This is a genomic window from Paenibacillus sp. 481 (assembly GCF_021223605.1).
Taxonomy (GTDB): Bacteria; Bacillota; Bacilli; order Paenibacillales; family Paenibacillaceae; genus Paenibacillus_B.
In genome coordinates this window covers 4335718-4359439 of the sequence record NZ_CP075175.1, presented here as the reverse complement: position 1 = coordinate 4359439, position 23722 = coordinate 4335718, and the positions used below count along the sequence as shown (strand labels likewise).

Annotated in this window: 22 protein-coding genes; 4 read left to right on the top strand and 18 right to left on the bottom strand. The window is 45.4% G+C overall.

Going from position 1 to position 23722, the window contains the following annotated elements; translation table 11 throughout:
- Nucleotides 1-14: 14 nt before the first annotated feature.
- The 3 genes from KIK04_RS19095 to KIK04_RS19085 all read right to left on the bottom strand — a co-directional run bounded on the left by KIK04_RS19095 (nt 15) and on the right by KIK04_RS19085 (nt 1202).
- A complete protein-coding gene (locus KIK04_RS19095) occupies nt 15-437 on the bottom strand; it encodes a hypothetical protein (protein WP_232275173.1) in 423 nt (140 codons plus the stop codon).
- An 81-nt stretch (nt 438-518) separates the two neighbouring features.
- Complete coding sequence (locus tag KIK04_RS19090) at nt 519-950, bottom strand: ester cyclase (protein ID WP_232275172.1); 432 nt, start codon at nt 948-950, stop codon at nt 519-521.
- Between the two features lie 108 nt (nt 951-1058).
- On the bottom strand, nt 1059-1202 hold the full coding sequence (locus KIK04_RS19085; protein ID WP_232275171.1) for a hypothetical protein: 144 nt from the start codon (nt 1200-1202) through the stop codon (nt 1059-1061).
- Between the two features lie 128 nt (nt 1203-1330).
- Between KIK04_RS19085 and KIK04_RS19080 the strand changes: the two genes are divergently transcribed.
- From KIK04_RS19080 to KIK04_RS19070, 3 genes are all read left to right on the top strand, one after another.
- Nucleotides 1331-1855, top strand: a complete 525-nt coding sequence (locus KIK04_RS19080) for an isochorismatase family protein (protein ID WP_232275170.1) — start codon at nt 1331-1333, stop codon at nt 1853-1855.
- Between the two features lie 88 nt (nt 1856-1943).
- Entirely contained in the window at nt 1944-2612 is a 669-nt protein-coding gene (locus KIK04_RS19075; RefSeq protein WP_232275169.1) for a Type 1 glutamine amidotransferase-like domain-containing protein, read from the top strand.
- Between the two features lie 122 nt (nt 2613-2734).
- Nucleotides 2735-3403: a class I SAM-dependent methyltransferase gene (locus KIK04_RS19070; protein WP_232275168.1), complete on the top strand. Its 669-nt coding sequence runs from the start codon at nt 2735-2737 to the stop codon at nt 3401-3403.
- 155 nt (nt 3404-3558) lie between these two features.
- Here the strand turns inward: KIK04_RS19070 and KIK04_RS19065 are convergent, their stop codons facing one another.
- The 11 genes from KIK04_RS19065 to KIK04_RS19010 all read right to left on the bottom strand — a co-directional run bounded on the left by KIK04_RS19065 (nt 3559) and on the right by KIK04_RS19010 (nt 14962).
- A complete protein-coding gene (locus tag KIK04_RS19065; RefSeq protein WP_232275167.1) occupies nt 3559-4812 on the bottom strand; it encodes a glycosyltransferase family 2 protein in 1254 nt (417 codons plus the stop codon).
- Nucleotides 4812-7073 carry a glycosyltransferase gene (locus tag KIK04_RS24325; RefSeq protein WP_332329982.1) on the bottom strand — a complete coding sequence of 754 codons (2262 nt, stop codon included), beginning with the start codon at nt 7071-7073 and terminating at the stop codon, nt 4812-4814. The genes KIK04_RS19065 and KIK04_RS24325 overlap by 1 nt, the downstream gene beginning before the upstream one ends.
- Nucleotides 7074-7142: 69 nt before the next feature.
- A complete protein-coding gene (locus tag KIK04_RS19050) occupies nt 7143-7817 on the bottom strand; it encodes a glycosyltransferase family protein (RefSeq protein ID WP_232275166.1) in 675 nt (224 codons plus the stop codon).
- Nucleotides 7818-8021: 204 nt separating this feature from the next.
- A complete protein-coding gene (locus KIK04_RS19045) occupies nt 8022-9137 on the bottom strand; it encodes a glycosyltransferase (protein WP_232275165.1) in 1116 nt (371 codons plus the stop codon).
- A 336-nt stretch (nt 9138-9473) separates the two neighbouring features.
- Entirely contained in the window at nt 9474-9788 is a 315-nt protein-coding gene (locus KIK04_RS19040; RefSeq protein ID WP_232275164.1) for an alpha-helical endospore appendage domain-containing protein, read from the bottom strand.
- Nucleotides 9789-10016: 228 nt separating this feature from the next.
- Entirely contained in the window at nt 10017-11027 is a 1011-nt protein-coding gene (locus tag KIK04_RS19035) for an alpha-helical endospore appendage domain-containing protein (RefSeq protein WP_232275163.1), read from the bottom strand.
- Between the two features lie 324 nt (nt 11028-11351).
- Entirely contained in the window at nt 11352-12275 is a 924-nt protein-coding gene (locus KIK04_RS19030; protein ID WP_232275162.1) for an MBL fold metallo-hydrolase, read from the bottom strand.
- Nucleotides 12238-12960 (bottom strand): hypothetical protein, encoded by a 723-nt coding sequence (locus KIK04_RS19025; protein ID WP_232275161.1) that lies wholly within the window; start codon nt 12958-12960, stop codon nt 12238-12240. The genes KIK04_RS19030 and KIK04_RS19025 overlap by 38 nt, the downstream gene beginning before the upstream one ends.
- Before the next feature lie 28 nt (nt 12961-12988).
- Complete coding sequence (locus tag KIK04_RS19020) at nt 12989-13363, bottom strand: alpha-helical endospore appendage domain-containing protein (RefSeq protein ID WP_232275160.1); 375 nt, start codon at nt 13361-13363, stop codon at nt 12989-12991.
- A 39-nt stretch (nt 13364-13402) separates the two neighbouring features.
- On the bottom strand, nt 13403-13705 hold the full coding sequence (locus KIK04_RS19015; protein ID WP_232275159.1) for an alpha-helical endospore appendage domain-containing protein: 303 nt from the start codon (nt 13703-13705) through the stop codon (nt 13403-13405).
- A gap of 237 nt (nt 13706-13942) precedes the next feature.
- The gene (locus KIK04_RS19010) at nt 13943-14962 is read right to left on the bottom strand and encodes a YheC/YheD family endospore coat-associated protein (protein WP_232278816.1); all 1020 of its coding nucleotides are present in this window, start codon (nt 14960-14962) and stop codon (nt 13943-13945) included.
- A 374-nt stretch (nt 14963-15336) separates the two neighbouring features.
- Between KIK04_RS19010 and KIK04_RS19005 the strand changes: the two genes are divergently transcribed.
- Nucleotides 15337-18066 carry an alpha-helical endospore appendage domain-containing protein gene (locus KIK04_RS19005; RefSeq protein WP_232275158.1) on the top strand — a complete coding sequence of 910 codons (2730 nt, stop codon included), beginning with the start codon at nt 15337-15339 and terminating at the stop codon, nt 18064-18066.
- A gap of 612 nt (nt 18067-18678) precedes the next feature.
- On the opposite strand, the gene KIK04_RS19000 is transcribed toward KIK04_RS19005, so the two are convergent.
- The 4 genes from KIK04_RS19000 to KIK04_RS18985 form a co-directional block, all read right to left on the bottom strand.
- Nucleotides 18679-19005: a hypothetical protein gene (locus KIK04_RS19000; RefSeq protein WP_232275157.1), complete on the bottom strand. Its 327-nt coding sequence runs from the start codon at nt 19003-19005 to the stop codon at nt 18679-18681.
- Nucleotides 19006-19223: 218 nt separating this feature from the next.
- Nucleotides 19224-20012 carry a hypothetical protein gene (locus KIK04_RS18995; protein WP_232275156.1) on the bottom strand — a complete coding sequence of 263 codons (789 nt, stop codon included), beginning with the start codon at nt 20010-20012 and terminating at the stop codon, nt 19224-19226.
- A gap of 1022 nt (nt 20013-21034) precedes the next feature.
- Nucleotides 21035-22756 carry a collagen-like protein gene (locus KIK04_RS18990; RefSeq protein ID WP_232275155.1) on the bottom strand — a complete coding sequence of 574 codons (1722 nt, stop codon included), beginning with the start codon at nt 22754-22756 and terminating at the stop codon, nt 21035-21037.
- Nucleotides 22757-23156: 400 nt separating this feature from the next.
- The gene (locus tag KIK04_RS18985) at nt 23157-23720 is read right to left on the bottom strand and encodes a GNAT family N-acetyltransferase (protein ID WP_232275154.1); all 564 of its coding nucleotides are present in this window, start codon (nt 23718-23720) and stop codon (nt 23157-23159) included.
- Between the last annotated feature and the right edge of the window lie 2 nt (nt 23721-23722).

Sequence of the window (23722 nt, the reverse complement as noted above, 5' to 3'; positions counted from 1 at the left end):
GCAAATCTATGTATTCAAACTGTTCTATAGCGACGGCTCAACCCTTGTATAGCACCGTATCCCAGCCCAAATACGACACCCGATGAGGCAAAAAAAGCATAGAACAGCTGCGCTTCAGCCGAAATCAACCTTCCCCCACCAAAGAACATCATCATGAATGCAGTTGGTAAAATAAAAAGTGCGGCACAGGCGAAAGGGTACAGCGCTAGTTTGATGTACGGATTCAGCTGTCTTGTACGGACAATAGCGCAAACATACAAGTATAACGGTACTAACACGATGCCATACGCAAGGATTGACCAAAATAGAATCGCATTCAGATCACTGCCTACTGCTTGCTCCCACCCGTACCAAAGGGTGGCTTTATAAGTAGAGATACCAGCCAGAAAGGAAATGATAAACAAGCTAATTAAAAGGAATCCCTTTAGAATTTTCATCGATTCCCCTCCTTTCTTTCGTTATTCACTAGTGATATTCTCGGCATATTATTTCTATCCAGCCGTCTCCATGTGGCTGACCTACTTATCGTTTTCTAGTTCATGCTGTTTCAACTGCTTAAGCATTCCTAAGCGATCAATTTGAATCCAATATTCGACGATCTTCATATCTTCCACACGATACACCGCGCTTGCGATTTCAACCAGTTCCTTCCCCGTGGGAGCATATCCTTCAACAACACCAACGTGCTTGCCCGTCTGCTTCCAACGAACGTACACTTTTTGCTCTTGAGCAATTAGCTCTTGGACTTCCACCACGAAATCGCCAAACATATCTTTAAACTCTCTTATATGCTCGGCATAATTGTCAGGTGTACGGTCAATCGTGGCCGAATGTTCGGCATTCACTTGATGAGCTTTAACAAGCGGAGCCATGTATTGATGAGCTTTGTCTGGATCTTTTCCCGATTTTACCTCTTCAAAAAAATGTGTAATGAGCTGTTCCGCTGACATTCACGCCATCCCCTTCAACTCTAGATTAGCCATCATCATACCATCGTTCAAAAATCGGAGCGCCTGCCACCGCATCGCTCACCATGCGCTGTTACACGCATCGATCATTTAAGCTTGTACAAGCTGCTCCCCAATGCCGGAAGCCGCTCCCGTTACAATGATTTTCATATCGTTGAGCACCGAACTGTTTTCCTCTATCTCATTTTTATACTCGTTATAAGCCGATTGGTTTCGATAGATTGTGCAGCTCAACGGCTTAGTGAGTTATACAGGAGATGAATGAACCATGACATGATGCGAAGTCTTTTATGGATAACAATACAGATGCTATGGTGCTATTTTTTGTTATAATAAATAAGAAACAGAGGATGTGATCCACAATGAAACAAGCTTTAATTGTCGTTGATATGCAAGAAATTTTCTTTAATGAACCCCAATATTTCCTACATGATCACAATCAGTTGCTTGAAAATGTGAACCTATTAATTAATCATGCGCGTCAACAACACATCCCCGTCATCTTTATTCAACATACCGATCCAAATGAACAAGGTGCACTATTTGAAGGCAAAGACAACTGGAAACTTCATCGAAACTTACGGATGTCTGATTCCGATACCATCATCAAAAAGACAAAATGGGATGCCTTCTATAACACACCCCTGTTGGATTATTTAACTCATAACCGCATCGAACAGCTTATTTTTGCAGGGGCCCAAACCGAGTTCTGCTTAGATACGACCATTCGGGCTGCTTACAGTTTAGGTTATCAACATAACATCTTATACAAGCACACCCACAGTACACTCAATAGTGCTTGTCTAGAGGCAACAGCGATTATTCAGCACCATGAACATATATGGAATCACCGTTTTGTTACGCTACGTCCGTTAGAACAATTATAAGAACATCCTTCGATAATGAGAGATTTCAAATGAGTGGAATAGCAGAGCTACAGACTAAGTTGAACGATACAAATGAGAAGGTGATCAGATGGATACACATTTATTTCTGTTTGGAGGTGGCCCTCCATTTACATCGCATATGGCCAGACGGTTTGTAGAAGCGGCCCAAACGGAGGGCCCCGTTTCGATATTATGCGTAGATAGAAGCGGGTGGGAAGAATATATGCCGCGCTATACTCAAGCCTTAAGAGATTTAGGCGTAAGTAAATTCTACTTCTTACCTCTACCTACTACGCCAATAGAGCAGGTCATTGCATGTCTAGACCGTAGTTCCGGCATTATCATTGGGGGTGGGGATACGAATTTATATGCGGATTACATTGTTGAGACGTCCATTTCGAACACCATTAAAGAACGATATGAACGTGGTGTTCCTATTGCGGGTTTTTCAGCGGGAGCATTAATCAGCCCAGAACGATGTGTGATTTCGCCTCATGATAATGTGGAAGGCGTGTTCCAACATCGAAAAGGATTAGGGTTAATTGCTGATGTACTGATTGCGGTACACTTTACAGAATGGAACGAGGAAGCTCATTTACGGCACGCTGTCAGCACGTTTAGCGATCATTTGAATTATGGAATAGACGAGGCTACTTGTATTTATTTTCGACACGGACGGCTGGAAGCTACTGAAGGTAAAGGGGTTTATAGCATCGAAAATGAAATATTAACAAAAATAAGCACCTCCCACGCTTAGTCGTTGGTTTGCCAAAATATGTTGTACTGATCTCCTCACACCTTCATATACATAGTTATGATAAAGATGAACGTCAGGTTCAATTCCGAACCATTTCGAAAACAAGGGTAAGAAGGTGAATTATGACGGACTGGAATCCATTTAGCCCTACCTTTGAATATGAACATATCGATGCACGTACTTTGCAGCACTCTGCTTGGGTAGGACATCGTCGTTTCAGCTATGATCTCATTCGCTTTTATCGTCCTCGATTATTCGTGGAATTAGGAACACATTGGGGTGCGTCCTTTTTTAGCATGTGCCAAGCGGTGAAGGACGGAGCATTGCCTACTTCGTGCTATGCGGTGGACACATGGGTTGGCGATGGACATACCGGACAATACAATAATGAAGTGTATGATACGATATCCTCCATATCCTCTACCTTATATCCTCACTTTTCCCACTTGCTGCGTACGACGTTTGACGAAGCGTTGGAGCAATTCGAGGATGGCTCCATCGATTTACTTCACATTGATGGATTTCATCAATATGAAGCGGTCAAGCATGATTATGAAACATGGCTTCCTAAAGTTGCTCCGAACGGCATCGTATTGTTTCATGATATTTCGATACACGGATTCGGATTCGGTGTATGGAAGTTATGGGGAGAGTTAACAGCACAATACCCTTCCCTTGAGTTTGCACACTCTGCTGGCTTAGGAATCTTGTTCCCGAAAGGAACTACAGACCAGTATGATACGTTGCATCTTCAGTGGGCAGAGTTGCGTCAGAAGTACGCGAACACGTAATCGAATACGTACAAAAGCGCAACTTGTCAAAGCAGACAGTTGCGCTTTTTGTTGGGCAGACGGTATTGCATATATAATGGCGCTTTGAATTTCCAATAAAATCACATCTAAATTTACATCTAAATAGAAGGTTACCCTATTTCGCATGATTCGCATTAATGGATCGCATTCTCCTTGCGGGAATCAAATTCATAGTGGATCACAATATCCGTGTCCAACACCTCTTGCTTATACGATTTCGGCTTATCTAAATACGATAGCGGAAAAGATCGATGGAACAGCCTGACTTGCTTCGTGGCAGGTACTTCTTCACGTTGTTCGAACTTCATCGTAGCAACCGCTCCATCTGGGGAAATAGAGCGCTTTAAAGCACGTATTTTTCTCCTCGCCTGCTCGGAAACATACTCACCTGCTTCCAACAGCAGTATATAAGGCCCTGCTGCTTGCTGAACTGCCCGCTCCCACTGCTTCATCCTACTTTTCCTTGGCTTCTCTTTCACGTAGCTAGCAGCGTAGCTTTGCGATATCGCTTCGCATGCACCTGAAATATCAACGACGATGATTTCATCTGCGATATCTTTAATCGAGTCTAATGCCTTAATTAAAGCCGACTCTGTATCCGCAAGTACGCAGCAAGTGAGCTTAGCGTCCTCTTTATAAATTAAATCAAAAATGTCCTCTCCCCACTTTTCTTTCGCTTTGTTCCGATTTATGCCCATTAAATATTGCACATTATTTTGGGGCGTATCCTGTTGGAGTTCCTTCATCGTTGCGTGTCCGACATGATGTATAAAGCTCGCATTCGCTATGACTAGACGATAGCCAGCACGTGCGACGCGCAAACATAAATCATCATCCTCAAAATTCCCGATGTCATATATTTCATCGAAGCCTCCAACTTCTTCCAGTACCGCACGCTTAGCTAATAAACAAAAGCCAATCAAGCGCCGAACTTCAGTCGTCTTTCCTTGATTGCGAGTCCCATGTTCGTGTGCAAATGCATTCAGATCCAATAAATCTGTATAAGGAACCGGAATGATCTGGTGACCACTTGAATAGTTCGTAAGCGGACCTACCATTCCTATATCAGGGCTTGCATGCAAGGCAGCTAGCAGGTGGGTCAGCCAGTTAGGAGTCACGACGGTGTCATTGTTTAAAAATAAGATGTGTTCACCTGTCGCAACTTCTAGCCCTTGATTACAGCCCGCAGCAAAGCCCGCATTATGGTCGTTACAGATGAGAATGACATCCGGTTGAAGCTTTAAATACATGACCGTTAATCCATCTGTTGACCCATTGTCAACCACGATAATTTCATACGGTTCCGAGGTCCATTTGCGGATGCTTTCCAGACATAGTACAGTGTGATGAAACTGGTTATGAGTCAGTATAATCATACTCGTCTTCATTATTCTCGCCCTCCACTAGCACTACCCGTCACTTGTTCAAATCGTTCCCCCAGTAGATTTTTGAAGTACGTTTGATTGTACAGCATACTTGGATGATCAGGAATAAAGCGGAGCGCCATTTCATTGTGATAGCATGCCGTTTCGTGTTGGCCCATTTGGTCGTAGACGACACATAGCTTCAAGTGAGGAATCCATGTCCAAGTGGATGATTGTGTCATGGTCAGCTGATTGGAAGGAATCGCGAGTTGGGTTGCTTGTTCAAACCAATAGATGGCATCTGGCATGCGCTGCTTGTTCAGCATGATCTCGCCGATTTGACAGCATATATCGGAATGTGGTTTATCAAATATAAACGATCGGACTAAAGCGGGCAGCCGCTCTTCCTCATGGTTAAGCTTTTCATGGCAGGACTCCATCTTTAGACAAGCTTGGATACAGTCCTCATACCACCCTTGTTTCGTTTGCAAAAATTTCTCGTAGTAATCAAGTGCCTCCGCGTATCGAGCATGATCCTTCAGCTCGTTAGCATAATAGTACAAGTCTCGCGCTGAAAACACTTCACCTGCTGCCAAACGATTTTCATATATGCGTAAATTGCGATCGGTGTAGTGTTTATCTTTTTTATGATATACGCATATATCACTATGTTGAATGTTGCCGTACACCTCCAAATATTCATGGACGGGGCCAATCCAGCGAAAATTAGCAGCTCGCTGCACGAGACGGTTGCGCCTAAGCGAAAACAAAGGATCGCCTGCCTCGTTGGTCGTCAACACATAAGGCATACTTACACTGGTGACGTCGCGTGACAATTCACGCTTCAATTGCCTGAACGCGACACGGCCCTTCTCGTCAATAATGTCATCTGCATCCAACCAAAAGATGTATTCCTGCGTCGCTTTACTAAACGCATAGTTTCTTGCAGCCCCAAAATCGTCTATCCATTCAAAATCATACAGGCAAGCTTGATTGCGAGCGGCAATTTGCTTCGTATTGTCCGTCGATCCCGTGTCAACGATCACGATCTCGTCGACCAGATCGATCACACTGTCTAAACAACGCTGTAAACTTTCTTCTTCATTCTTAACAATCATGCACAAGCTGATCTTTAGCGCAGAGGCATCCTGCTCTGCGAGCTGAAGTAGTCGTGCGAGCGCTTCGTGCGCCAACTCATGCTTCGCATTGGCAGCGAGCGCTTGCTCATAAGCATGTATGGCGTTCTGCTGCTGGTCTAATTTTTCATAACTAAGCCCGATATGGTACCAAGCATGAAAGCTGCCCATCCCACGCAATGTGAGATGTTGCAAATTTCCCTCTCCTAATTCAAGACAATGTTTAAAAGTGTCCAATGCCATCTCGAACTTATTCTTATGATACAGGATGACTCCTCTGTAAAAATGAAGATCAACATAGTCGGGATATAGCTGGATGGCCCGTTCAATAGATGGCCATGCTCCCTCATAGGAGCCACTTGCCAAAAGAGTATCGTATTTTAATTTGTAGCATAGAGATGGGGGTAACTTGCTTTGCTCGATAAACAACTTCATCGCCAAATTAACCGTATCGTAAGCGTCCTTATACTGTCCCAAACGGTAATACTCACTTGCAAGATGATAGTCAACCCAAGGGTTATATCCTTCTTTTTGTTTTTCCCGCAACAGCATCTGCTTATTACGCTCCGCTTTATCGCGTGCTTTAACGATCACGTCCATATAACCGAAATGATGTACGCGAACAGGCAACCGATATACGTTGAAATCGGAGCCCAAAATATCATGCACATTCAGTTGTTCATGAATCGCGCCATTGAACTGAAAGCCCTTATGATTGCGAAATAACCGATGATGATGCACAATAAATGCGTGTTCCCCATTTGCTTCTTCCCCAATGTAATTAATAAGCTCGATAACCGCTACATGATTATCTTGTACGGTAAAAATAGTTCGCAATGCTGGAGCCGTATCCGGGTCCAAATGCTCATCTGCATCCAACCAAAAGATCCAATCCCCTGTGGCTTGTTGCAAGCTGTAATTGCGTGCCTCAGCAAAGTTGTCCGTCCATTCCAACGGAAACACTTTAGCTCCGCGCGATTCGCAAATCGCGATCGTGTCATCTGTTGAGCCCGTGTCAACGACTATGATCTCATCTACGACATTTTGCACACTATCCAAGCATTTTCCAATCAGCTTAGATTCATCTTTGACAATCATACATAAGGATATGCGACCTTCTAAGGTGCTTTCACGATCTGTCTGATGCATAACATCCATCCTTTCCAGGAGAATCCGGTTAGCTTGGTGTTGCAACGGATTGTTGTATCAAGCATCGATTCAGGAATGAATCGTCATATACTCGTGAACAAAAATAGTTCGGTAGCGCTCATACGATACGCGATCAAATTCATCGCCATTATAATGAATACACCATGGGCTTTGCAGCACTGGAACACCTACTACGTATCCATTGCGTTGCATTTCTATAGAATGAGAAGAATCATAAAAGTGAAATCCATCGAACAAATCTTCTCGCCACGGTATGTTTACACGAGTCGCCATGAATAAGCCATCGATCGCCTGAACTTGCACATAATCCGACGATTCATGCCACCCATAATCGAAACGTAATAGCTGGTATGTCTCCCGCCGATGCTCGATCACTTGGCCAACAAGCGGGCTTCCCTCCCACCATATTCCATTCGTCGGCAACGTTGCACATCCAGCGAGTCCAATCATGCCAAGATCGGCGTGCCGTTGAAAGAGCTGGACCATTTCAAGTAGCATACCTCGATGCACAAGAAACGTATCTTGATGAATATATATTTTGTATGCAGCTTCGATATGGAGCGCATTATTGTAGCCGCTTGCCATACCTGCTGCATTTCTAATCTCATATAACTCAACTGTAAATCCTTCTGGAACCGTTAAATGAGCAATTTGTCTCTTGGCCTGTTGGAATAAAGTTTCGTTGCTGACACACATCACGAACAATATTCGTTGCAGCCCCATAACTATCCCCGTTCCTTTCCTTCATGTATCCAAGTATAAAGACGCCAATCTTAACAGCCTTATAACCCTTCGTCTTACTACTCATCATTTGTTATTTGAACGAGGTAACGATATAGCGCAAGATAAATTATATGTGAAAAATAATAGGCTCATACGTGGCAGATACGTTGTTAGGATTATATCCACACAAGTAGGAAGTGTGTTCTATACGCTAGCTGATCCCATGATGTGGTTAAGCTTATCTAGAGCTGGTATGTAATCCGGAAATAGTCGTAGAGCATGTTCGTAAGCTTGAATAGCCTCGTCGGCATTTCCGAGATTCTCGTGGCATAAGCCGATGTAAAACCAAGCATGAAAGCTACCCGCTCCCTTTAACGTCAAATACTTGATATTGTCTTCACCCATCTCGACACATTGCTCAAAGACAGAAATAGCCTGCCCGTACCACTCCTTCAAAAAATAAATAACACCTTTATAAAATTGCAAGTCCACATAGTCCGGATACATCTGTATGGCACGATCAATACCTTGCCATGCTCCATCGACACTCCCTAATGTAATCAAGATTGAATACTTCAGTTTATACAGTAAGGAAGGAGGGGTTTTCTCTTCTTGCAAAAAATGAACGATAGCCAGATTTAAATATTCGAAAGCTCGAACGTAATCTTTCATTCGATAATATTCTGTAGCCATATGATATTTGATCCATGGATGATGATTTTCTTTACTTAACTCTTTTTTCAGGAGCTGAATATTCCGCTCTGATTTCTTTTTATTTGCTAAGTATTCATTCATATATCCATAATGATATATTTTTACCGGCAGCTGAAGTTGTTGAGCAGGCGTGTAGTCAGGGAGTACTTCTTCGAGATTTAGCATCTCATGGATGGAATTATTGAATTTAAATCCGATGTGGTTACGGAAAAGACGAGAATGAGCAATATGAAAAGCATCGTTCTCATTGGGCGTATCGCCAATAAAGTTAATGAGATGTATCCAACCGATCGACTCTGATTGCAACGCTAGTGTTTGCTTGAGTTGCGCAGTGTCACAACTCCCCAATACTTCATCGGCATCCATCCATAATATCCAATCTCCTGTTGCTTGCCGGAGACCATAATTTCGAGCCTCGGCAAAATGATCATTCCATGCATAATGCAACACGTTGGCACCATGCAAATGGCATATTTCAACTGTTTGATCCGTAGATCCGGTATCTACGATAATAATTTCATCTACTAAATCTTTCACACTGCTCAGACAGCGATGCAGACAGCCTTCTTCATTTTTGACAATCATGCACAACGAAATGTTCACCATGTCCTTCACCACCCCCACACCATATACAATGTTTACTCTACTTAAAGCCCACGAGTCATTGTGTAATATATGAGCGCTTTATGTCTGGCTTCAACAGAAGAGCAAAGAGGTTGCCTGACACTTCGGCAACCTACTTTAAAGAAAATAGGAAATCATTTTTTTGTAAATGCTGTACAAAAAATGATTGATGTTCATGATAGGAATTGTGAGCTAAGCGAGCGAGATGAGGAACGTGCCATAACTGCTTCAGCCTATGTCTTGGGTTATTCTCATGTCGTTCGTACGTAAGTAATAGATTATCGTTACAAGTACAAGCTTGTGACAACAAGTGAATGCTTAAGGCGTGATTGGCAAGCTATTCACAATGTTGTCGAGCTTAATTTGCAGTAAGATCTCTTTCTTAATCACTTCTTGGAGGGTTCTTTGCACACTATGGTCGATAGCAATCAAGTTGGAGAGTGTAGCTGGTGGAGAGAGCCCTGCACTTCCAGGCAATGTACCCAGAACATATTGAATCTTCTCCGCTTCAGCATTGATAATGTGAGCGAGAGCAAGTTCTTCCAGTGCAATTGACGCCAATAGCAGGTTAACAGAGTCACCAATTGTAATCGAAATCGTAGGTGTAATATTAGGAATATTCGCTTGGGACATCCTCAGATCACCTCGTATAATAAAATGTAAACATCATCTCACCATTCACAACATCCATATGTGTGAATTTGGATCTGCTCTACCCAGAAGCGTAAACAGTTCCGTGTGTTTCTGCTTCCACAACTATGCCCTCTCATCTCAATTCGCTCATCTATATCTATGCACCATAGCCTACCTATCTGAACCAATCTTTTTTTATTTTTCGATCAAAATTTGGTTCTACATGCGTTATAACAGTCTCACAATGGTAAGAGATGCGCCCGGAACGCCATCTGATGCCGATGTCGTATCAGATGCACGATCGTTGTACATTTGTAGCACATTTAATCCAGCACCAGTCGTCAAAATATAGCTGCCTGATAATTGGGTTTCCACGCCAACCGCCCCGCCATTACCAACATGACTGCCTAGCAGAGTCGTGCCGTCTAGACGGAGTGCATAACCAATGCCTTCAGATGGCATTTGGAATCCTTCTAAATAACTAATAATCAAATACGTCTGATTCGGAGATAGGATCACATTTGGTGTACCGACAACATGTGTAATATCGGTACCATTTATCACAATATTGGCATCGAATACATAAGGATCGCCGGGCGCTACCGTTTGTTGAATAAAGCTCAGTACTTTGGCACTACTTGAAGTCACGGTTACACCCGAACTGCCTGTAGCCCCCGTGGTGCCCGTTGGACCTGTAACTCCAACTCCCGTTGCTCCTGTCGGGCCTGTCGGGCCTGTAACCCCAACTCCCGTTGCTCCTGTCGCTCCTGTCGCTCCTGTCAGACCTGTACCCCCAACTCCCGTTGCTCCTGTCGGACCTGGCGGACCTGTAACCCCGACTCCCGTTGCTCCTGTCGCTCCTGTCAGACCTGTACCCCCAACTCCCGTTGCTCCTGTCGGACCTGGTGGACCTGTTGGGCCGACACCACCCGTTCCCGTGCTACCCGGAATGACAGACACTATCGTTTCTAATTTGCTATTGAGCAAAATCTCTTTCTTGATAGATTCCTGCAAAATAGACTTCACGCTCGCATCTACTAGCAGTAAGTCACTTAATGATGCTGGTGTAGACAATCCTGGAATCGTACCCACAATGTACTGTATTTTTTCTGCTTCGGCATTGATGATGTGCGCTAAACCCAATTCCTCCAAAGCGATCGAAGACAATAATAAATTAATGGAATCATCTCTAGTTAAAGTTATATTCGGAGTGATATTGGGAATATTAGCTTGTGACATGTCGATCTCTCCTCTAAGTTGCTTTTTTTGTGAACGATCATTCTCACTGTTCGTCGATCTACAAGCACCGTATGCTCAAAATAAAATACGCTTCTCTGTTGCAGTAAGAATATATGTGAATGCTCCAAAATATTTGCCTGTACTGTAATTATTGTTTGAAAAAAGTCGAAGTTCCGAGATGACAAGTCGAATCCTCCTGAACGAAATCCCATTAAAATAACCTCTTCACGTTCATACCTGTATGATTGAGCCATACAGGTATAGATGTGAAGAGGTTATCGCGATGTGTTATTCATTTTATATCCTTTTATGAAATGGAGTCCTCTAAATCAAAGCCGCTGAGGAACGAGCATAGTAATGTAATCGACCGTCATTAACCGTGGCTCGTAATTTCGAGTTATCACTTAACTCTGTCAAATAAGACCTGACAATCGAGTTCGCCAAAGTAAAGTGCGCCGACTTATTTTGCAGTTGATATTTTTTCATCACTTGCTGAACAATACTTTCTAGCGTCATCGGCTGCTCCCGTACAAGTCCTAGTATAAAGGTGGACGTTTCATCAATGAGTTGCAAGTGCTGTTGAATCAAATCAGTAACTTCCGTATATACACCACCATGTGATAGTACATAGCCATTCGTTTTTCTTTTTCCAATTTTCCTTAAGGAAGCTTTAGCACCTTTAATATCGGTATAGTACAGAAGCTTTTGCTTGTTTAAAGTCTTTTTTCCAAAAATAGCATCACCGCAGTAAAATACTTGATCGGGTGTAATAAGTCCTACCATGCCTGGAAAGTGTCCTGGAAGTGGTACCACAGCGAAAGAAACTTGATCGATGACCAACGTATGATCCGTATATGGGACAATATCGGTAATCAAATCGGGGGATTGATTGTGCTCCGTTTCCTTCGTTATACAGGGGATGTGCCCCGACAACCAATCCTCCAACGCACGTTTCTCAATAAATTGGGTAGTCCATGAAGTGGCGTATACTTTCAAACCTTTGTATTTTTGCTTAAAATAGCTGACTCCTCCAAGTTGAGCCTGATGACCGTGCGTGACGATAATCGACGTAATCTGATAGTCTTTTTGCTTGATAGATTGCTCGATTCGTTTCGCAACATCCTTGTTCGCCCCACTATCAATGAGCACAGCCGAACGATTAGTGTCATTGAAATAAACGCCCACCGTCAAATCGCCTTCAAACATGTAACTATTCCCGCGTATCAGTGATAAATTGGTATCTTTCATCGTCGGATTCCCCTTTATTCAAGGTACCTGTGTCATCAAAGTTTCCTTGTTTAAACATGACGTTGCCTACATTCGAGGTAACAAAAGTGGTCATATAAGGTAGGCTTGATCGACTGGACTGCTTTTTCTTATTTACGTGAGTATGCTCCGTAATGAACTCCTCTTTTTTCCTTTCGTTTACAGATTCCATTGGAGGTAAGTCAACGAAATCCGCTGTTACATCTGGTTCTGTTTGCTCCATAAGAAACGGTTCATTCTCGCTGCTGATTGAAGAAGTCCGTACATCACGGCGTGTGCTGGGCTTTCCTTTTTTATGATATTTCAAAATGACGTCCAACTTCATCATAATAACATCCATATGTATCACGTTATCAAGCGGATTCTCATTGATTTCATGTTTGATAATGCGAGCACAGTCGATAATATCCGCTATAATTTTTTCTTTCCTAACATTCGGTTCAACACCTATTCTGTCCTCGGGATGTATCCTCATTTCCCGACTATCGCGGAATCGATGCAGCTCCATGATAGAACTAACTAAGGAGTAAATTTTAGCTTCAAAAGCAGCAGCTTCCATACTGTGCGACATCGGGCGTCTAAATAAAGTCCCTCTGACCAAATGCAAGATAGCGCGTTCGAGCCTGAAGGATGAGTTATCACGATCATGGCTAAGAGAGAGTAGCATGATATAACGCCTCTTTTTTCATTGATTTTTAGTAATCAAATACGTCATCGTTTTGGGATGTCCGTTGTTTATGTTTTGTTCGATGTTTATCAATCGGACTGTAGCTGGAGTGGAAGTCTTGCATACCCGTTAACATGTCAATTTTTTTGAGTAGTAACCATTCAGCCATTAATAAACTATCTAAAAACTGAATTACCGTATGATTAAACTGGATGATTTCAGATGTAGAGGGCCCTGTAGGAAAATCGAGATTTTTCCCTACAAATGCCGCTGCTTTATCTGTTTCCGTATTAACTAGATTGGACAATGCTTCTTCTTCTAAAGCAATTGCCTTAATTAAATGAGCTACAGCTTCTTCCTTAGAGATTGGCTCTTCGTAAAAAGATTCACTCTTTATTTTCACAGTACGCCTCCTTCCCCGTTCAACACGATCATTCAGTTATTATTCTTCAAAGAAATCATCACGCTCTTCCAACGAAATAACATCTTCTAACTTGAATTGCAGCAGCATCTGATGTTTGATAATATTACGCAACATTTTTTCCACACTGTTGTTAATTTTCAGCGCATCATCCAAACTGACGCAAGAGTTCTTAAGAATGGCTTGAATCTTCTCTCCTTCTGCATTAATGATATGTGACATCCCGATTTCTTCCAGCGCAATTGAAGTGAGCAACAAGTTGATAACCTCGGGACGATTTAAGACGATTTCAGGTTTTATATCAGGAATGTTAGGCATTGACACGGGTATTCAGCTCCTTTAAACATCTATTGGTCAGAAAAAGCGTCCTCCAAAGCGAATGAGACTTGCTATACGTAACCTATTCTATGAAGGCATTCATTTTATTATGATTAGAAGTGTACAAACTTATTTTTGATTTTTTGGCACATCGATAATCACGTAAATAGCGCATATCTAGGCACAGATATGCGCTATTTCTACATATATATGAAGCCATTAGAAACATGCAGAATCACATTGCTAGTTGATTTTGTTGTAAAGCCACTTCGCATAATGGATAGGCTGTGTTATCGCCTTTTCGTAGGTAGATTCGTCACCGATACTGTGGAAGACTTCACGCGAAGGTTTGGAGTTAACTTCTAGCAGCCAATGTCGGCCATTTTTATCGACTGCCCAGTCCAAAGCCAGTTCACATAATGAGCCATATTTGCGTTCAAGAAATTTCGCTATACCGATTCCAGTATTCTCCATGTTGTACTGTACCCTATGAATAGGCTGGCGATGGCCGATCCATTGCTGGAGCAACGTTCTCATTGGAACGGCATGACCGCCACCGTGTAAATTAGACGTTACACTTCTTCGCGCGCCAACGCGACCAACTGTACCCGTTAATGTCCATACTCCATACTCATTTTTTTGCACGAGCATGCGATAATCGTGAACCCTTCCATTAGGCATTTTTAGATGAATGCCCTGCTGTACAATGAAACTCTCTCGCCTTACCCATGTATACATATACCTTCCCAGACGATTGAATTTGACATACTGTGGTTTAATAATGCGGCGATTCCGATCCCGTCCTTCTACAAATAAAAAGGCAGGGTGGTCTTTTTTTTGTTCAATGCGAAGAATACCTCGTCCACCCGTTCCATTCACCGGTTTAATATAAATCATTCCTGACTTTTTTATCATTCGATTGATATCGCAAGCTCGGGTAAATAGCATAGTATCCGGAAGACACGTCCTGAATTCGGGATTCTCGGATAACACATTGTGAAGCGTCCATTTGTTTCGGAGGGGATGATTGAGGTATACCAGATGTTCATATATGTAGCGAAACCGCTTTACTTGTAACTGTTGGACGGGTTGTTGACTCCGACATCTATCAAAAATAATATCTGGTAGAGAAACCCACTCTCGTGCCCACTTCTGGGAAGTAGGTAGATAGATAATGGCGTTTATTTTATCTCTATGGTAGTCTACATCCTGCGCTGTAAATAAGCACACGTCTAAACCAATTTTTTGACCAGCTACAATCATTTTTTTATAAATATGAAGCTCCTCCATTTTGTGCTTCCCTCTGTGATATTCCATAAGGATTCCTAACTGTGGCTGTCTCATACAATCCCCTCTTTTCGGTTTCGACTCATTCTGAAACTTATATCCATACGTATGTCAGATTAGGCTCTTCGGTGATAAAGCAGATAAAAAGGTCAAGTTGCTTCGAACAAGCTGGCAACAATCATAGCCCTAATTTAAATCCATTCACCCAATCATTCGTACCGCCCGTGAATATTCTGTGAGAGTAAACGCAGTCTATTCTAGACATTGTAGTGTGACTACAAACGATGCGATATATCGTCGGAATAGTGCTCGAATATCATATGCTCATTACCCAAGAAAGGAGAGGTAGTATGTCACAATCTAACATACCTAATATTACGCCTCAGATCAGCATAACAAGGGATAACGCGATCAATTTGTTGCTCTCTTCCATCGCACTTGAAGAACTAGGACTTAGCCATATCTTAAATGCGGAAGGGGAAAAGCTACAATACGTCCTTGGTACGTTGCCTGGCGTAACACCACCAGTAGTTACCATTAGTGATATTTTAGAGATGAATGCAAGTGTTCGTAGTACGTTAAGCGAAATTACGAAGAAGGAGTTTATTCTAAGTAATAAACTAGACTCTATCTTAACGACCCCGATTTCTGTGGGACCGACTGGTGCTACGGGTGCTGCTGGGGCAACTGGTCCAACTGGCGTCTTGCCAGCGGTGTTGTTCTCGGTGAGCGGGCCTTCGGGAACTGCCCCGATGGGGGTAGGCGATGTTCTTTCGTTTAATACAAGTACTTTGGAAATTGAAGTCACGCCAGGTTCAGCTAACGTTAGAATTGATCTATTAAGCACGCCTACGGGGCCAACCGGAATTACCGGCGCGACTGGTGCAACCGGAGCTACGGGGGCTACGGGCGATACGGGTGGCACGGGCGTTACGGGGGCTACTGGTGCTACGGGCGTTACCGGTGCTACGGGCGTTACGGGGGCTACCGGCGCGACGGGCGTTACCGGAGCTACTGGCGCTACCGGCGCGACGGGCGTTACCGGAGCTACTGGCGACACGGGCGTTACCGGCGCTACGGGAGTTACCGGAGCTACTGGCGGCACGGGCGCTACCGGAGCTACTGGCGCTACCGGCGCTACCGGCGCGACGGGCGCTACGGGCGTTACCGGAGCTACTGGCGACACGGGCGCTACGGGGGCCACCGGCGCTGGGGCTACTGGTGACACGGGCGCTACGGGGGCCACCGGCGCTACGGGGGCCACGGGCGCTACCGGCGCTACCGGCGTTACCGGAGCTACTGGCGACACGGGCGCTACCGGCGCTGGGGCTACGGGTGCCACAGGCGCTACCGGTGCTACGGGCGTTACTGGCGCTACTGGCGACACGGGCGCTACCGGCGCTGGGGCTACTGGCGACACGGGCGCTACGGGGGCCACCGGCGCTACCGGCGCTGGGGCTACTGGCGACACGGGCGCTACGGGGGCCACCGGCGCTACGGGCGTTACGGGCGCTACCGGCGCTACGGGGGCCACCGGCGCTACGGGCGTTACCGGAGCTACTGGCGACACGGGCGTTACCGGAGCTACTGGCGCTACGGGGGCCACGGGCGCTACCGGCGCTACCGGCGTTACCGGAGCTACTGGCGACACGGGCGCTACCGGCGCTGGGGCTACGGGTGCCACAGGCGCTACCGGTGCTACGGGCGTTACTGGCGCTACTGGCGACACGGGCGCTACCGGCTCTGGAGCTACTGGCGCTACGGGGGCCACCGGCGCGACGGGCGGCACGGGCGTTACCGGCGCTACTGGCGACACGGGCGCTACCGGCTCTGGAGCTACTGGCGCTACGGGGGCCACCGGCGCGACGGGCGGCACGGGCGTTACCGGCGCTACTGGCGACACGGGCGCTACCGGCTCTGGAGCTACTGGCGCTACGGGGGCCACCGGCGCGACGGGCGGCACGGGCGTTACGGGGGCTACTGGCGCTGGTGTTACCGGCGAAACTGGAGCTACAGGCACTACAGGGGCTACAGGACCATCGGGCGGCGCTACTGGGGCGACTGGTGCTACCGGTGCCACGGGCGCTACTGGTGCGACTGGCGACACTGGCGCTACGGGCGGCACGGGTGCTACTGGTGCCACGGGCGCGACTGGCGCTACTAGTGCTACTGGTGCCACGGGCGCTACTGGTGCGACTGGCGACACTGGCGCTACGGGTGCCACCGGGGTCACGGGCGACACAGGCGCGACTGGTGCCACGGGCGCTACCGGCGCTACCGGCACTACTGGCGCTACTGGTGCCACGGGCGCGACTGGTGCTACCGGCGCGACTGGCGCGACTGGCGCTACTAGTGCTACTGGTGCCACGGGCGCTACCGGCGCTACCGGCGCAACAGGCGCTACCGGTGCTACCGGCGCGACTGGCGCTACCGGCGTGACTGGTGCCACGGGCGCTACCGGCGCAACAGGCGCGACTGGTGCTACCGGCGCAACAGGCGCTACCGGCGCGACTGGTGCGACTGGTGCCACGGGCGCGACTGGCGCTACCGGAGCTACTGGTGCCACGGGCGCTACGGGCGCTACAGGACCAGAATTCGGAACAAATGGATTCTCGGCGCTCATCACCGCACTATCCTTAAGCGCCAGTTCCACACTGACAAACTGGTCTACAGCAAGCCCTTACTTCAGCAGCCCGAACTTCAACGCAGCAACAGGAATATTCACCGTGCCAGTTACGGGCAGATACGCCATGAAAGCCACGGTAAACTATTCGACAACAGCTGCAATCTCGGTTTCACTTGGTGCAGGTGTAGAACCTGCTTTCGTTATTCAGCGTCTGACCCCTGTTTCAACCTCACTTATTAATAGCCAATTCCCAATCTTGAACGTAAACGTCGCACTCGTCCTCACACTAAGAGCTATATTAGGAAGTGGTTCGGTTGTATTAGCTGGTGACGTTACATTAAATGCCGGCGACACAGTAGCCCTTCAATATGTCGCCAATGGACTAACCATTGCTCTAAGTCTAGGAGGAGACAACAACCAAGGTATCGTCTGGTCCGTCTTCCAGATTGCATAAACAATGCTACCTCACATCACAATACGGCATCACTTCACAAGCGAGCATTGAACAGATGATGTTTTCCCATCCGTATCTCGTATCCCCCTGCACACCCCACTAACACTGACAAGTCACACAACAACAGGGATGTCTCAAAAGTCATTGAAAATGACGGTGAGACATCCCTCTCTTCATATTTTCGATCAAAAAATTCGTTCTTGAATGGCGGAAGCCCAAAGAAAAATGAAACCCTTCATTGGTTGCTCGTCTAATCTGGACCATAGATCCGCTAAAGAGTTAAAAAAGCGCCCCATTCACACGATTTTAAGCCAATAACGAACTCCGCATCATTTCAATCCTTGTCCATCTACAGCATCCGCCTACAGAACGGAACGTCGGTCCGCAACGGTCCATCATCTACAAATTGTATCGTTCATCCACAGCTTTATTAGTGGCTAGCACAACCTATCAACTAGAGTGGTGGCCCTATAGTTCAAAACTTAGCCTTTTATCTTTACGATTGTACATCCTCAATGTCTAAATCATCCTATGAACGTCAGTAACATAATACGAACCCCTATCATTTGTGAAACTACCAATTTAACCACAATTATCACAAAATACAGTACTTTAGTTAAGAATCATATGACTACATTCCTTGTGATTGTTCCTCGCCGCCTCAGCAATCATAAAGAACTTCTCATCATGCGTCTTCTTATATTGATACATAAACAATTCAATGAATGCACAGTGATTTTCCACTTCAGGGTATGCATCTAAAATATATCGTAACGCTCTCGCATCAATCTCTTTTTGAGCTGCGCCTGTTGCATCTAACGTCGCCCCGATCGCAACCAATGCAATTTCTGGATGTAAATGGCTACTTGCTTCTAACGTCGTATGAAGCTCAATCGCGAGTTGAGCAATGTGAGCTTTATCGTGCGGATAGTCTCGCATCACGAGAAAATCATAGGCAGCTTGTCCACCCCGAACACAGGATAAATGTTACAAAACACCAAAATGTGCGTCGCGCCCAACGATATATACCAAGAAAAGCGTCCCACACACCGTGTAGAAGACGCTTTTTAGAATGAACCCTCATATGTTGAATGAGTTTCAATATCGTCATTGCGATTCAATTAGCAGTCAAGCACTGAGGTTGAGGGTAGATGATTTCACGGAAGCTGTATATACACAGTGCTTAAAGGTTTAACATTTTTAATTGTAGTAAAACCTTGTTCAAAAGAAACGCGATAAGAAGAAGTACTGTCCATATCAAATGGAATAACGTATGCAAAGTTTTTTTCGGATACATCAACTTTTCCTTGTTGATATGCTCTTACACTAAATGTCCCATGGACAGGCACCGTTTCGACTTCTCTACTTTCCCATCCAAATCCTCTCCCGTGGAATGCAGGTGCGGGCATCAGCGTACCCTCCAATGTACCAATATCATCTAAAAATGAAACATGACCAGCATGAGCATGCGCCCCCAAAAATGCATACGATTGATGCTGTAGAGCCTTAGGTAAAGAACGCGACCATTCAAAAGAACCTATCAATCGTAAATTGGTTTCATTCCATTTGTTATTGTCCTCAACAATTAAATATATGGTCAATCCATAACATTCCTTATCAATTCTCTCTTTTGTAAACGTTTCAAAAACATCTTCCTTTATAGGCACAAGTTTGTTATTTTCATCGTCATACTCAAAATAAAATTGTTTCGAAACTCCCTTGCTTGCTTTTATATTTAACAAAGACCAATTGCTCTTCAGAGATGAACTCGCATTTGGAAAGCTATTCTGAGCTTCAAATACGTTGTAATATCGTTCTCTTTGAATCAGATATTGAAACTGATTATCGGTTGATATGATTTCCGCTTCGTCCGTAGTATGAGCCTGACTACAACTCGTCATGAATAAACAAAGAAATATCAAAGACACCACACATTTGTGTTTCATCTGATTCCTCTGTCCTCCTCTAATTCGTGATCTGTTCCCCGGTCCCTAAACTTTTCGCCGTTGCACACGATATACCGATCTAGCCATAGACTTCACATGGTCAAATTTTTATTCAACGAAAAATCTACTATTCATTTAACTCGTTAACCTTCATACGTTCCAAATTGACCATTATTGTATATCGCTCTGCATTGTAGCATCGGGTTCCAGAAATCAGTACCGTTAGCTGTTATCAAGTGCCCTAGCCATTTTGCCATATCCAACATTAGACTGATTTATTAAGGGCTTCCTTCGTTTCAAAATTGATAACTGTATATTCAATGGCATATGGAATGCTCTGAATTCTTTTGCAATTGCAGAAAAAGTAAATGCGAACTTCCCTACCAAATTATTATGCGTAAACATTAGGGACTATCAATGCCTTGCTTTAAATTAAGCCTACACGCCGTTGCAAACCATTCATGGTTTCAAAAACACTGCATTTCTTACTCTCAATCATGCTCCATTCGGAATATTTAACACTCTCTTTCCTAACTAAGTAAAGATATATATGGAGTTTTCATGGGTATATGAAGGAGCTAATGTTTGAAAAGGGAGAAGTTATCTGGCAATCATCAGGTATTATTAAGATTTCAGAGGAAAGTCTATTCCGTGGCCTATGATTAGCGATGAAGATGTTAGGTTTCGTTAATATGGATTTATTATTCATTGTGACAATGAAAGCACTCTTGAGCTTTTACGTCCCTATGTACCTGCTCATCTGCCACCGAAATACGGATATAGCTTGTTCGTCGCTACCAGCCAGCCGTTTCTATGGGTATAACAATAAATGACATACTCGTACGAATGCGTTCAATGTCCGTGGTGTTCGATATTACAAGAGCTAGAGGTAATGTATGAATACATCCATAAGAGGCCACTTTTTTCAAAGTGTTCTCTTATGGGTAGCACACAGACAATTTATAAGCTGTCTATCCTAAGAAGAATTAAAATTCTTTATTTCATTCCTATACGGTTTGCATTTACGACAACTTTATTATATTGATAGCTGTATTAAGCGTGTTGACGGTGTCTGAACCAGCATTCATTAATTGTAATACACTTGGATTCGTTACGACGTCGAAAACGGCTCCCCCCGTGAATTGGCTAATCAGAATTTGTCCAGTAGCCCCTGTCCCTGAACCTTCAATTCCAGCCCCATTAAGAGTCAATATATATACGACGTTGCCGGGTGTCACGGCTGGTATTGCATTACATAAATACAACACCCAATAAGACCCTGGAGTAAGAGTAATGTCTGTTGATCCTGGCACATGGGTAATTTGGTCACCATTAAGTGTATAATTTGTATCCCATGAGACTGCACCTAGTGCTGGGTTTACTTGAGCTACTGTAGTAGTTGCAAATCGTCCATTATTTATCGTGACTCCACTAGGTGTAGGACCTGTCACACCGGTGACGCCTGTTAAACCGGTAGCTCCCGTTGGACCGACATCTCCCGTCGCTCCGGTGGCTCCTGTTGCTCCTGCACCTGTGGCTCCCGTCACTCCTGTTGGACCTGTTGGGCCGATATCTCCCGTCGCTCCGGTGGCCCCTGTTGCTCCTGCACCTGTGGCTCCCGTCACTCCTGTTGGACCTGTTGGGCCGACATCTCCCGTCGCTCCGGTTGCTCCTGTTGCTCCTGCACCTGTGGCTCCCGTCACTCCTGTTGGACCCGTTGGGCCGACATCTCCCGTCGCTCCGGTAACTCCTGTTGCTCCTGCACCTGTGGCTCCCATCACTCCTGTTGGACCCGTTGGGCCGACATCTCCCGTCGCTCCGGTAACTCCTGTTGCTCCTGCACCTGTGGCTCCCGTCACTCCTGTTGGACCCGTTAGACCGGCATCTCCCGTCGCTCCGGTCGCTCCTGCAGCATCAGCACCCGTGGCTCCCGTCACTCCTGTTGGGCCCGTTGGACCGATATCTCCCGTCGCTCCGGTCGCTCCTGCAGCATCAGCACCCGTGGCTCCCGTCACTCCTGTTGGACCCGTTGGACCGACATCTCCCGTCGCTCCCGTCGCTCCTGTTGGGCCCGTTGGACCGACATCTCCCGTCGCTCCTGTTGGACCCGTTGGACCGACATCTCCCGTCGCTCCGGTGGCCCCTGCAGCATCAGCACCCGTGGCTCCCGTCACTCCTGCTGCTCCCGCTGGACCAGTAGCTCCTTGCGCACCTTGAGCTCCTGCTGGACCTGGGTCACCTTGGACTCCCGCCGGCCCTGCTACACCTTGCAGACCTACTGGGCCTGCTGGGCCTTGCGGGCCTACCAAACCTTGAGCTCCCGCTGGGCCTGGTACGCCTTGAGGACCTGTTGCTCCCGCTGGACCCACTGGTCCAGTGATGCCCGTCGATCCTGGAGGATCGCCAGATGGTCCTGTCGGGCCTGCTGGTCCAGTCGGCCCAACCGAAATCGGTGTATTCAAGATACTATTCAACTTGCTCTCAAGAATAAACTCCTTCTTCGTCAATTCACGAATCGTATCCCGAACGCTTTGATTTACGTTAAGAATGTCACTTAGTGTGGCTGGCGGTGCAGATACACCTGGCAACGTACCAAGTATGAACTGTAGCTTCTCGCCTTCGGCATTAATAATGTGACTGAGACCGATTTCTTCAAGTGCGATGGATGAGAGCAATAACGTAATCGCATCATCACGCGTCACGGTGATCTGCGGCGTAATATTTGGAACGTTGGATTGAGACATACGTATACTCCTCCTGTGCATTTATCCTTGTTGCTTTCACACAGTCATAGTATTCACATGCCCACCTCCGGAGTGGGTATTCTCCCATATAAACACATCTTTCTTAGGAAATAGGTAGAAGCCTAAGATAGAATCCCTTATCTTTTGTTAGATGATAGCTTTAATCCCTATTTCTACTGCTCCCGCTAAGCCGATACACAGTAGGACGTCGCACCCAAGTTTGATGCAAGTCCCCCCTCCCAATAGGACTCACTAAAATAAACAACACCCTCCCTATCCTCCATTCAGCCATGTAAAGGGTACTCCCAGCTTAAGATAATAAACCGCCTACAAATAGATCGAGGTTCTAATCATTCTTTTTCAACACATCACAACATACCCTTTTAAATTTCTTTATATTTTAATTCTCAAACTCTGTGTTCAACAAACTATACACCCACATATCCCTGCACTCCCCAGTAACACCATGACACTCATACTTCCTTAAACAGCCTTCTGCTTTGAAATTGAATCTTTTTAACATCTCCGCAGAAGCCGTATTTTCATCACTCACCAAAGCCTGAATACGTACTAAACCTAACTGATTAAATCCTAACCCTAATACTTCACGTATCGCTTCCGACATCATTCCACGACGCCAATACGCTTCGGATAATTCATACCCGATTTCAGCCCTCGCCCCTTCAAACTCACTCAAAAATATCGTTCCAATCAATTCATCCGTCGCTTTGTCAGCAATGGCAAATCGAATTATCCAGCCGTCCATATAACCTTTATTCCAATCTTTTATGATTTCATAACTCTTCTCTAACGTTTCAGGTCCATTCCAATCCAAATAACGATATACATTTTCATTCGAATAATATGCAAGCAACTCCGGAGCATCTTCCAATCTTAATGGTCTTAATCGTATTTTCTGACCTTCGATGACTGGAAACGCTTTAAACACTTTTGTAAAATTCATGG